Annotated in this window: 10 protein-coding genes; 5 read left to right on the top strand and 5 right to left on the bottom strand. The window is 40.2% G+C overall.

Annotated elements, in window-relative coordinates; all coding sequences use genetic code 11:
* The first annotated feature begins 389 nt into the window (after positions 1 to 389).
* Positions 390 to 1,250 carry a hypothetical protein gene (locus H7844_08345; protein ID MEO5357292.1) on the top strand — a complete coding sequence of 287 codons (861 nt, stop codon included), beginning with the start codon at positions 390 to 392 and terminating at the stop codon, positions 1,248 to 1,250.
* Between the two features lie 99 nt (positions 1,251 to 1,349).
* Here the strand turns inward: H7844_08345 and H7844_08340 are convergent, their stop codons facing one another.
* On the bottom strand, positions 1,350 to 4,295 hold the full coding sequence (locus H7844_08340) for a glycosyltransferase (protein MEO5357291.1): 2,946 nt from the start codon (positions 4,293 to 4,295) through the stop codon (positions 1,350 to 1,352).
* Between the two features lie 232 nt (positions 4,296 to 4,527).
* On the opposite strand from H7844_08340, the gene H7844_08335 reads away from it, so the two are divergent.
* Together H7844_08335 and H7844_08330 are read left to right on the top strand one after the other, a co-directional pair.
* Entirely contained in the window at positions 4,528 to 4,836 is a 309-nt protein-coding gene (locus H7844_08335; GenBank protein ID MEO5357290.1) for a YajD family HNH nuclease, read from the top strand.
* A gap of 55 nt (positions 4,837 to 4,891) precedes the next feature.
* Entirely contained in the window at positions 4,892 to 6,328 is a 1,437-nt protein-coding gene (locus H7844_08330; protein MEO5357289.1) for a bifunctional class I SAM-dependent methyltransferase/glycosyltransferase family 2 protein, read from the top strand.
* A 120-nt stretch (positions 6,329 to 6,448) separates the two neighbouring features.
* Here the strand turns inward: H7844_08330 and H7844_08325 are convergent, their stop codons facing one another.
* From H7844_08325 to H7844_08310, 4 genes are all read right to left on the bottom strand, one after another.
* Entirely contained in the window at positions 6,449 to 7,048 is a 600-nt protein-coding gene (locus H7844_08325; protein ID MEO5357288.1) for a DUF3786 domain-containing protein, read from the bottom strand.
* Positions 7,049 to 7,761: 713 nt separating this feature from the next.
* Complete coding sequence (hisE, locus tag H7844_08320) at positions 7,762 to 8,088, bottom strand: phosphoribosyl-ATP diphosphatase (GenBank protein ID MEO5357287.1); 327 nt, start codon at positions 8,086 to 8,088, stop codon at positions 7,762 to 7,764.
* Positions 8,069 to 8,449 (bottom strand): phosphoribosyl-AMP cyclohydrolase, encoded by a 381-nt coding sequence (gene hisI / locus H7844_08315; GenBank protein ID MEO5357286.1) that lies wholly within the window; start codon positions 8,447 to 8,449, stop codon positions 8,069 to 8,071. The genes hisE and hisI overlap by 20 nt, the downstream gene beginning before the upstream one ends.
* Entirely contained in the window at positions 8,436 to 9,101 is a 666-nt protein-coding gene (locus H7844_08310; GenBank protein MEO5357285.1) for a phosphatase PAP2 family protein, read from the bottom strand. Before H7844_08310 ends, hisI begins: the two co-directional genes overlap by 14 nt.
* 44 nt (positions 9,102 to 9,145) lie before the next feature.
* On the opposite strand from H7844_08310, the gene H7844_08305 reads away from it, so the two are divergent.
* Positions 9,146 to 9,703 carry a DUF4390 domain-containing protein gene (locus H7844_08305; protein MEO5357284.1) on the top strand — a complete coding sequence of 186 codons (558 nt, stop codon included), beginning with the start codon at positions 9,146 to 9,148 and terminating at the stop codon, positions 9,701 to 9,703.
* Complete coding sequence (locus tag H7844_08300; GenBank protein MEO5357283.1) at positions 9,700 to 11,727, top strand: ATP-binding protein; 2,028 nt, start codon at positions 9,700 to 9,702, stop codon at positions 11,725 to 11,727. The genes H7844_08305 and H7844_08300 overlap by 4 nt, the downstream gene beginning before the upstream one ends.
* Positions 11,728 to 11,740 lie beyond the last annotated feature (13 nt).

Here is an 11,740-nt window from a genome sequence, read left to right as displayed (position 1 = left end):
TTTCTTTAGTGTCAAGTCATAGTGTTGGTGCATTTTGCCTCTTTATATTATTGATTATACTTAGGCTAACATAAAAGCCGGGATTATTTCTATCAGAGTAAAGACTAATTCCAGGTTGCATTCATTTGTCTAACTTTGTTGGCTTTGTCACAAGCTCCTAAACTTCTCCCCTAAAAAGGGGAATCCCCTGTGAGGGGAGGCGTCGCTTGTTCCCAGCCGCCTGCGTTATACTTTTGAATTAGAATTGGAATTACAAATGGATTTGACACTGTGAATTTAATAATTGTACTATAATCAGCCGTGTTGGAGTCGTATGCCGTTGATAAATCATTCAGTGTCTCCTTATGGGCAGGTTTGCTACATAAAGAGGGAGAGGGGGGGAAGGGCCGATGAGTTCTTTTCATCCAAATACAGATAAAATTCTGGTACTGGCCATTATCTTGGTATTTAGCTTAATTGCAGTGCCTGCGTATCTGGGCCATGTGAAAAAAAACGAGTTGAAGTGTATGGATAAGTTGTATCTCACTAAAGAGCATAATGACAATGCCACAAAGCCGCGGCCGGCACTTATGGGCAATGCCAATGTTACATCCTGTGCACAATATGAAAAACAGTTGTTTACAAAACCGGAGAATGAGTTAAAAAACACATCATCTGCCGGCAGGCAGATTTTTTCTGATGAAACAACCACAGACGGATTTACAACAACAACCAAAACCACCACCACAACTTTTACCGCTAACAGGGAACAATTAAGCTTTCATACGCAGACAAGACATCGGTATCTGTATGTTCTATTGTTTATTGTATCTGCCTTACATCCGGTGATTATCTTTGGAATTTTATGGAATCCTGCAAACACACTGCTTAAAAAGCTGAAAGATTTACAATTTTTCAAACGATACAATTTTCTGGAGTCTTTATTTATAACTGTAGCGTTATTGTCTTTACCTGCGATGATGTCTCTTGCAGTTTTAACCTGTGCACATATAGACGAAACAGCGTTTAGTAGTTATGTTAAAAATGTTGTTTTTGATTCTGCAAAGAAGACTATTATGGTAGACAATGGTTTAACGATAGAATTTACAAGGTTTAAGGAGCTTGTGCCGACTGCTAAGGGAGACGTAGTGCTCTTATACAGTGATAAAAAGGGATATAATATGTATAGGATACTTTTCAGGGCGAAAGATAAAGACGATGCAATAAAAGCCGTATCGATAATATATGTGAAAGGGTTTTTTTATGATTAATAAGTTGCCGGTCTTTGCAAGATTTCCAAATTCCCGGATGTACTGTTGTGCTGTGGCGGAAGCCGCAAATTCCGAAAGATTAAATATCATTCACTACAGTTAATAAAACACATTATTTATGAAATCTACACCGTGCTCATAACCCATGTCCGATAGAGTTTTTCCAATTTCTACAAAATACATTGAGGCGATTACCACAAAGGGTTTTTTATGCCGGTTTATTAATGTCTCAGGTGAATACACAATAAGTCCGTTAACCACCGTCCCCCACTTACCGGAGCTGCCGTCTATAAATCCATTTACATAAAAACCAATTTCATTTATCATAAATCTTGTGGAGATTCCGGCGGCACCTGCCCCCCAGATATAAAGCTCACGTTCTGTTTCAACAAATGGTATTATTTTTCTTAATCCATCAAGCGTTACAGAGACAATTTCATCTTTTTCTCTAAGTATAGCCACTATGTTAACACGATAGTTTAAGTTTTTGCATTTACTTCTTATTTCACTTAAACTTCCAGCCAATACTTCTTCATATTTAATAATTTTCGTAGCATACCCAAAGGATGATAACTCTGTCAATTCATCCGCAGAGCTGACAAGCAAGATATCCGCATATCTATAAATATACTTTGACTGCAACTCATAGATCTCAGAAAGTTTTTCCCTCTCATATTCCGTAAGACCGGAAGCTGAGGAAACTTCCCCGTACCCATCTTCAACCTTATATAATATGACTGCATTATAGCAATACTTTCTGATTCCCTCGATTTTATAAAAAGTGCTCGTACGCCCCTGAAGCCATATTATATCAAAACGGTCTCTGTTTAGTTTTAAAAAATCCTCAAAATTCTCAATATCATAACAGACTTCCACGCCTGAAGATTGAAGTTCCTTACCTTGATTTTTTAAGATGCCGCCGTCAAAGTAAAAAGTTACCCCGATATCTCTTTTTAACAATCCGGTGGTTAATTCATATAAGTTGAAACCACCGGCTTTGGCAACACCGGAGGGGAGCTTATTGATAACAAATAAAATACTCTCAGCTTTACCATAAGCCTTGCCGGTAAATTCGTGGCCACGTTTAAAGTGATTAGTCTCTAATTGCTGCTTTCGATATTCTAAAAACAGACACCGGTCTTTAAACAACAATTCATCTCTTCCCTGAATCTCATCTCTTCCTTTCTCAGTATAGTTATCTTCAGGTGCAATCAATTTAACCACAGTTTCAGGCAAATAAAAAACCTTAAACCCGTAGCTTCTTATGAAAACACACAGCTCAGCCCCAGCATATAAATCAGTTTTATACACATTGCCGTCTTTGATGTATTTTTTCAGAATGTCAGCGGGTACAATGAAACACCCCCCTGAGTAGAAATCCACTTCCCTGAGAAAGTTATACTTATCAGCTTCAGGATTGTCATATTCCCCATGATTGGTAACGTCACCGTTTGCCCACATGGTTGAACCTGCATTTCTTAAAACTCTGTTGTGGTCAATTACTTTTGCACCAATGAAACCACAACGATTGAGCCCGCTTATGGTTTTTGTAATTGCATCGAAAAATCCTTCCACTATTTCATATGCACCGTTTATCATAACAACGTATTTTCCGTTTACTTCCGCTGCCGTCTGTTTTAATATCTCACTTAAAGTAAATTCGCCGGAGATTTTTTTGGCTCTGAGACCTTCCACATGAGCCACCCATTGGCCGTAATCATTTAATCCTTCAGATAAAACCGTTATAATTTCAACTTTCCGATTCTTGCATTGCAGCCAAACTTGATAAACAGAATAAAGAAGCAGAGCAGGGCTGCCGTTAACACGTACAATTACGGTAAACTCCGGTGCATCTGTAATGGAAAATGAAAACGGTTTAAAGCACTCAAAAAAGCCTCTCCTTATAGAAATCTGAGGCCCTGGGAAATCACCATCGGCAATAACCGGGTGGGTCTTTCCTCTCATCCACTTATCGTAGAAGTATAGCATGTCAGAATTATCCAGAAGCACGTTGATTGAATCTCTGAGCCACCCTGTGTGCAATGGCTCTGTTACAGAAGGGAAATGCACAACGTATCCGGCTGAGTTTAGTGATACCGTCTGATAAAACAAGAACAACGACATTGTGTCAATCTCAATAATCTTTATATCTAAATGTGTATCGGGGAGGTCTAATATGTTATTTGCATCTGTGACGTCTGTGATTAAAAGTATCTCAAGGTCACGGTTTATTTGAGTCAGGATTTGTGTAATAGTGTTTTTCAGTGATTTTATATGCCACAGAGACTCCTCATGAAGGGCCTTAATGAAAGGCAGTGCGAGAGTTCCAAGAGGTCCGCATGGGAGTTCAGCTGAAAGGTGTTTGTATCGTTTATATATCTTGTGGGTTTCAGCGTAAAAGACGCTCCAATTGGCAAATCCGCTTTTGGAGTCTTTGTGAAAGCGATAGACCGACAGAGTTTCATCAATATAGTAAAACTTGTATTTTTGAGCGAACCTTAAAAACAAATCGTAGTCCATCATGTATTTTAAAGAAGTGTCAAGTGCGCCGAAGTCGCTAAGCAGGCAGCGTTTAAAAAAAACAGAGGGTTGGTTGGGTGGCACATTGTGGCTCCAGTACCGGAGCATTTTCTCAAAATCCAGTTCAGAATTGATATTGACATAGTGTTCCGCGGAGTTTTCAAAGTAATACAGACAGTTGCCGTATATAACACCGGCCTCGGGATTGTCTCTGAAAGCCTGAGCAACCTTTTGAAAAGCCCCGGGGTAGTGGTAGTCATCGGAGTTTATCCATGCGATGACGTCTCCGTCTGCCATGGCAAATCCCTTGTTTAAGGCATCCGCCTGGCCATTGTCAGGCTCTGAGACCCAGATTAAATGCGGGTAGCTTTTTAGAATCTCTAACGTGTTATCGGTTGAGCCCCCATCTATTATGATATGCTCAAAGTCAGGGTAATTCTGCGTAAGTACACTTACGATGGTTTCCTCTATGTATTTACCCTGATTAAAAGACACGGTTATAACAGAAAATTTAAGTGTTGCCATCTTAACGTATTATAATACTTTCGACAGAGTTATTTAAACGCTTTAATAACCTCTCCAATTACTCATTCTAAACCAGAGCCTGCTATGACCGCTCTTTGCGGACATTTTTAATTTGCTATTACACTGATACATTAAATATTGACTAATAGTTTTTATGATGTTAAACTATCGTAAATTAAACAGACTTTAAAGAGGCTTTAGTGATATGAGCAGAAGAGACCGTAGCTTTACAATGAGGAAAGTAACCAAAAAACCGGCTGACGGCAGGCCTGTTGAGGATATAATAAAGGAGCTGAAAGGACAGGTTACTAAAAATCAATCTGACTACAGAGATATGTCCATTAAAATCCACGGACTAATTTGCGCAAAGTGCGGCACCGAGTTTAATGAAAAAAACAAATCCCTTCTTACAGTCCACCACAAAGACGGTAATCATCACAACAACCCGGCCGATGGTTCCAACTGGGAAAACCTGTGCACATACTGCCACGATGACGAACACAGCAGGGGGGTTTTAGGTGACTATCTCACAGGGAAGTAATATGTCTGATGCTGTGGAAATTTCTCCCTCAAAAAGTGTCGCAGTCAATTAAAGCATGCCCATTGCACTGACTAATAAAAAACAAAGAGTCATGGATTACTATGACTCGATAGCCGACAAACGTGATTACTATATAGACAAAAACAAGTACTACTATGACGATCTCATAAAGTTTTTGAAGTTTACCATACCGGCGGGTAAAAGAGTGTTGGAGATAGGCTCCGGCACAGGGCATATCCTTGCAGCCCTTGAGCCCTCTTATGGTGTCGGTGTTGATCTCTCCGCCAAAATGGTACAAACGGCAAGACTTAAATATCCGTATCTTAATTTTTTCAAAATGGATGCAGAAGAACTGGAGCTTAATGAGGCACCTTTTGAGTACATTGTTATTTCAGATACAATTGGGCTTTTTGAAGACATTCAACGGGTGTTTAAGCAAATGAAACCACTTATTAATAACCACACAAGAGTAGTCATAACTTATAACTGTCCCCTGTGGCATCCGTTGTTAAATATAGCCGAGGCACTGGGGCTTAAGATGCCTAAGCAGCGGCTGAACTGGCTTGATGCTGAAGATGTCAGCCAGCTGCTGTATCTGGAGGATTTTGAAGTAATCAAAACAGGGAGAAGATTTTTATTTCCTAAGAATTGGGCATTTATATCTGCATTTATAAACAAGTTTATAGCACATCTTCCGTTTTTTAATTCCCTGTGTTTGACCGGTTACATAATAGCAAAACCGGCATTCAGGGTTGACGGCACAAAACCTGAGCCAACTGTAAGTGTTATAATCCCTGCAAGAAACGAACGTGGAAACATAGAAAATGCCGTAAAACGAACTCCAACGCTTGGCAGCCACACGGAGATTATCTTTGTTGAGGGACACTCTAACGACGGCACTTTAGATGAAATCAAACGTGTATGTGCTCTCTATGGTAATAAAGTGGACCTTAAATATACCACTCAGGACGGCAAAGGGAAAGGGGATGCTGTCAGAAAAGGTTTTGCTATGGCAACAGGGGATATCTTAATGATTCTGGATGCTGATTTGACCGTTGCGCCGGAGGAACTTCCTAAGTTTTATGAGGCTATTGCCACCGGTAAGGGGGAATTTATAAACGGCACACGTTTGGTGTATCCGCTTGAGAAAGAATCCATGAGGTTTTTAAACATGCTGGGAAACAAGTTTTTCTCAATAATGTTTACGTGGATTTTAGGGCAGCGTCTTAAAGACACCTTGTGTGGTACAAAAGTACTGTCTAGGGAAAACTATCTTAAGATACAGGCAAACCGGTATTTCTTTGGTGACTTTGACCCTTTTGGCGACTATGACCTTATATTTGGCTCAGTCAAGTTAAACTTAAAAATAGTTGAGGTGCCGATAACTTACAAAGCCAGAGAGTATGGTGAGACTAACATCTCACGTTTTTCACACGGCTGGCTGTTACTTAAAATGACCATGTTTGCCGTCAATAAGCTGAAATTTAGATGAAAGTGGAAGGGCTTTGCCCTGAGACCCCATCTAATTCCAAGCTGCAGTCAGAAGAGTAACGAGACGGCTGGGAGCTTTCGACGAAGCCGACAAAGTTAATCGAATGAATGCTGCTTGGTATTAAAACATCATCAGAGTGCACAACATACATACATACCATATGACATCGACAGGAAGGTGGAACTCACAGGTTGAGTCAAGCAGCAAGTCCGCCCTTGCAGGGAATTCATCATCGGAGTGCCACAGGATTAATATAACCGGAAGGCGTGGAAACGGGTAAATCTTAAATGAGACGTCACCGTAAGTGGATATCTCTCCACCCATTGCGAACCCCTTTTTTAAAAAATCATCTTTTTTCCCGTCATACTTCATTGCAAGCTTATTCAGAGGCAACACATGCCCGCCTCTGAAGAAAATGTCACCGCCCTTTATCTGCAACGGAGAGACTATTATACCGCTTTCTGAAATATCCCTCGCCTCATTTAAGTAAAATAGTGAGGAAAGAGTGTAAAAGTCTGAAAAGCGCTCTGTAATTACTCTGCCATGTTCAGTCAGCGGACTGATTTTTCTTAACTTTGGAGATATCGAAAACTCAATACCTAATGATTTAACTATGTAGTGCTCCTCTCTATGGTCATAAGAGACCCCGCAGCGTTTACAAACATCAGTTACACCTAAGCCGCTAAGTATCCCCCAGCATTTATCCTCACTCGGTACCACACCTGTATTTTATAGTATCAAATTTTAAAATAGAAAGGGGGTATTAAAATATATATGTTGCACTCAATCGTCTAACTTTGTTAGCTTTGTCACAAGCTCCTGGGCGTACGCTCCCTTAAAGCAACCGTGATGTCAAGTAAAATTTTTAAAAAATTAAGTATCTCGAGAAAATGACCCCGAAATCCGATATAGAAAAACAACAACCCACTAAAAGTAGTTAAAGTTTATTTTTTCATCTGTTGCTGCAAGTTACAAAAAAACTTAATACACGCTTTTGAATTCATTTTATTTGGCCTTTCAATTGTAACGAGTGAAGCAAAAGGTCATGTCAAGGTTAAAATGCACGGCTACGCCGACCTTGACAGACCTTTCCTTCACTCTGTTGGGCTCCGCTATCAAATAAAATGCACAAATATCTTCATGATGCCACTTGCTCTCTGGACAAGGATGCTTTCACAACTGGGCAAACTACCGGCTGCTGCGGTGTTATACACTATTTAGCCAATCCTTACCCTTTTTATAAGTACATGCTTTTCCCAGAGCTGTAAGGTTGCTCTGCCTCCCCCGTCGCCTACACTATACATAGCCGCAAGGTAGGGGATGTCATCCGCAGGGGCGTAACGCAGTGGAGCAGTTTTGCGAAAGCAAAACTTGACTTCCCATTTACCTGTAGGCTACTGTGTTTCAGGCGACAGAGGATACTTCTTATTTTTCTACCCACTTGTTCGGTAAAGAGCCTTTTTTTGCTTAACCTCTCCGCTCTCTCTCCTGCTTAACTCATCATAAACATCATCTAAGGTTATATCCTCATTGGCCATAAAAACTAAAATATGATAAAACAGGTCGGCTAATTCGCTGACCACTCTGTTTTTATCGTCCTCGTATGCCGATAAAATGGTCTCAACCGCCTCCTCCCCGACTTTTTTTGAAATCCCACCCCTGCCCGACTCAAAAAGCTTGCACGTATATGAACCCTCAACAGGAATGGTTTTTCTGCTTAAAATTACTCCATAGAGTTTATCAAGTACTCTTTTTTCCATAGACGTCCTCTTCCGAAAAAGTTTTTTCGGAAACCTCCACACCGTCCATGTTTCTGTAAAAACACGTTCTATGCCCGGTGTGACAAGCGCCTGGACCGTGTTGAATGACTTTAATTACAATGGTGTCGCCGTCACAGTCAATCAAAATCTCCTTTACCTCCTGCACATGGCCGGAGCTCTCCCCCTTTTTCCAAAACTTTTGCCTGGAACGGGACCAAAAATGCGTATAACCGCTTCTTATCGTCTCCTTTAACGACTGCTCGTTCATATAAGCCATCATTAAAACTTCGCCATTGGCTGCATCCTGCACTATTGCAGGAATCAGCCCATTGCCGTCATATTTAATATTAACCTCCATCATGTACCTCCTTGTTATCACTGAAATAATAAATTATAATACTTGTCACAACCACACCGGCAAAAGCCCCCGCCACCACATCTGAGGGAAAGTGAGACCCAGTCTTTACCCTGTGAAATGCACACAAAACAGCAAAAAAATATGCAGGCGCCCGGAACCCTGGGAAATACCGTGTTACTAACACTGCTATGGAAAAGGCAAGTGCCGTATGTCCGGATGGAAAAGAATCATAACCGGCTCTGAATGTAGGACCTATTGCTATGAAGACATCTGTCACCCGGGGCCGGGCCCTTCCTGTAATATGTTTTACCGCCTGTACCGCCAAACCGCTAAAGGTTAAGGATAAAAGGGCGGTTTTACCTGCAATGTAATAGTCGGGATACCGGTACCTGCCGATTATTAATATTAAGATGGCTAAGGTAAACTGTGGTGTTCCATGAAATATGAAATTAAGCACAGGAGTTATCTTATCGTAAAAAAAACTAATTTCTTTGTGGTTTTGGAAGAAACCTGCAATAGCGCCCCTTATTAGTGCATCAGTGCTAAAAGCAAACACTACTGCAAACATAGCTAAAAACGCATAGACAACAACTCTCCTTGTGTCATGGCGATTTGAAAACCCATATTCATTCTTATAATTCTTTAAATTTTCCATGCTGTTATGTTACAATGTTTCTTCTACAGAAAAAAAGATTTCCAATGAACAGACTACTATCAATAACAGTTATCGTACTTTGTATAATGCTGATTCCTCTACAGGTAACGGCACAGGAAGTCTCTGTGCCTGAAATAAATGTCTATGGCAGCACAGTAAAAGTAAGTTTAACACTTTCCCTCGATGAAAGCCAAATTAAACTTATAAGTGAAGGCCTTCATAAGGAAATCGTCTTTTACATAGATATATTCAGAAAATGGAGTCTCTGGCCGGATGAATTTATAAAGGGTAAAAAAATCTCGCGAACACTTATGGTTAACCCTGTGAAGGGCGAATATAAGGTCATGTCCGTTGAGGGTAACACTATTTTGGAGAAACGTTTTAACTCCCTGGATTCGATGGTCAAATGGGCTTTAAAGATTAAAGATACAACACTTACCACAGGGACACTTTCAGATGACAGTTCGTATTTCATCAGGGTTACAGTTGAATCAGTTAAACAAAAACCTCAACAGATGATCGGTTATGTTTTCTTTTTTGTTGACGACAGGGATTTCAAAATAAAAAAAGACTCCGATATCTTTACTCCTGATGCAAGATGAAGTATTTTAAACTGACTGCACTTATACTTGCGACCACCTTACTAATAGCCGGCTGGATTTACATTGACTTAACTTTTGTAAAAGCCAACTCCGATGTCGCCTCAAAGTTTATAGTAACGTTTAATATCACCATAATAGCCTTGCTGACACTAGCTTTCTTTGTAGCAAAAAATCTGATTAAGCTGTTAATGGAAAAGAGAAACAGAATTGTCGGCTCCAAGTTTAAAACTCAACTTGTCATAATATTTGTAGGCATAACTCTGCTGCCTTCAATTATGTTGTTTATAATTTCAAGCGGACTTGTAACAAGTTACGTTGATAAGTGGTTTGTCCCTCTTGTGAGCAGACCTATAGAGGATTCGCTTGCACTCTCTGCCAAAATATACGTCTTGTTAAGAAAAGAAACTCTTGAAAATGCCCATAAACTAAGAGACGGTACAATGATAGATGGTAAATATACCGCAGCTGTTTTGTTAAAAAACGAAACTCAGGAGCTATCTGAGGCACAAAAGGATGCCTTTAACGGCAATAACGCTGTTGAGGTAATAACTCAGGGAGACTTTGATATCATACGAGCCTCTGTACCCATTTACAAGGGCGGCCTTGTGGATAAGGTGCTTAGCGTTTCTCAGGTGGTGCCGCCTGAGATAAGTACACTTGTTGGTGAAATTCAGAAAGCTAACCAAAACTATATGGCCTTAAGAGAGTTCCGGATGCCTCTGAAGGCAAATTACCTGATAATTTTAGGGTTTTTTACCCTTCTTATCATGTTTTTTGCCCTTTGGATGGCTCTGCATGTATCCCGTGGTATTACTGTGCCAATTCAGAACCTGCTTAATGCCACTGCAAATGTCTCACGCGGGGACTTTAACCCTGTGATGGAAACCCATGGTGATGATGAAATCGGTATGTTAATAAGTTCCTTTAATACAATGATTGAAAAAATTAAGGGTACCGAACTTTCACTTCACAGTGCATATCTTGAATCTGAAAGAAGGCGGCTTAGTTTTGAAAATATAGTAAATAACATTAACTCAGGGGTTATTTCCCTCGATGTTGATAACTCAGTTATAACCATAAATGACGTTGCATGTAAAATATTAGGCGTGAAAACCTCAGATGTTCTTAACCATCATTACAGAGAGGTTATAAAAAATATAAAGTCCGATGAATTTGAAAAATTCATAAAAGATATCAATCTGTATAATTTTTTTAGTAAAAAGGATCAGCTCAGGGTGTCAGTCAACGGTAGAAGTATAGTGCTGCGGGTCTTCATAGTGCAACTAAAAGATGACAAGAAAAACCCGGTGGGCCTGCTTGTGGTCTTTGACGACCTGACTGAACTCATACGGGCGGAAAAAGCCCTCGCATGGCAAGACGTGGCTAAGAGACTTACCCATGAGATCAAAAACCCTCTTACACCGATTAAGCTCTCAGCCGAGAGAATGTTAAAGAGATGGAACAGCGGCGATGCTAATTTTGGGGAAATTCTGAAAAAGGCTACAGGCACTATTGTACGTGAAGTGGATGGTATTCAAAAGCTGGTTAATGAGTTTTCCCGTCTTGGGAAAATGCCGGACATAGAGCTCTCTGTCACACACCTTAAACCACTGATTAACGAGGTTATAGACCTCTACAGAGAATATGAACATCTTGAGATAGTTTTATACTATAATACATTCGTAGATGAGCTTCTGATAGACGCTGATAATTTTAAACGAGTATTGATAAATATTTTTGACAATGCCGTACAGGCTATTGATGAAAATGGTAAAATAACGGTAATAGTGAGAGAGGATGAGACAACAAGCAATATAATAATAGAGGTTTCAGACACTGGTGAGGGTATAAGGGATGAGGATAAGGATAAGCTTTTTCAGCCGTATTTTTCACGGCGAAAAAACGGTACAGGACTCGGTCTTGCCATAGCCCACAGGATAGTTACCGAGCACAAGGGGATGATTTCCGTAAAGGACAACACCCCTAAAGGCTCTGTATTTAAGATAGAATTACCGTGCTTTTAAACAAACAAAGGTG

The organism is Nitrospirae bacterium YQR-1, assembly GCA_039908095.1.
GTDB lineage: Bacteria > Nitrospirota > Thermodesulfovibrionia > Thermodesulfovibrionales > Magnetobacteriaceae > Magnetomonas.
The sequence above is the reverse complement of the archived record's forward strand: the minus strand, read 5'-3'. Positions and strand labels throughout refer to the sequence as shown.

Coding starts and splice junctions, on each gene's coding strand:
- H7844_08345 (MEO5357292.1), top strand. CDS start 390: ATGAGTTCTTTTCATCCAAATACAGATAAAATTCTGGTACTGGCCATT.
- H7844_08340 (MEO5357291.1), bottom strand. CDS start 4,295: ATGGCAACACTTAAATTTTCTGTTATAACCGTGTCTTTTAATCAGGGT.
- H7844_08335 (MEO5357290.1), top strand. CDS start 4,528: ATGAGGAAAGTAACCAAAAAACCGGCTGACGGCAGGCCTGTTGAGGAT.
- H7844_08330 (MEO5357289.1), top strand. CDS start 4,892: ATGCCCATTGCACTGACTAATAAAAAACAAAGAGTCATGGATTACTAT.
- hisE (MEO5357287.1), bottom strand. CDS start 8,088: ATGGAAAAAAGAGTACTTGATAAACTCTATGGAGTAATTTTAAGCAGA.
- hisI (MEO5357286.1), bottom strand. CDS start 8,449: ATGATGGAGGTTAATATTAAATATGACGGCAATGGGCTGATTCCTGCA.
- H7844_08310 (MEO5357285.1), bottom strand. CDS start 9,101: ATGGAAAATTTAAAGAATTATAAGAATGAATATGGGTTTTCAAATCGC.
- H7844_08305 (MEO5357284.1), top strand. CDS start 9,146: ATGAACAGACTACTATCAATAACAGTTATCGTACTTTGTATAATGCTG.
- H7844_08300 (MEO5357283.1), top strand. CDS start 9,700: ATGAAGTATTTTAAACTGACTGCACTTATACTTGCGACCACCTTACTA.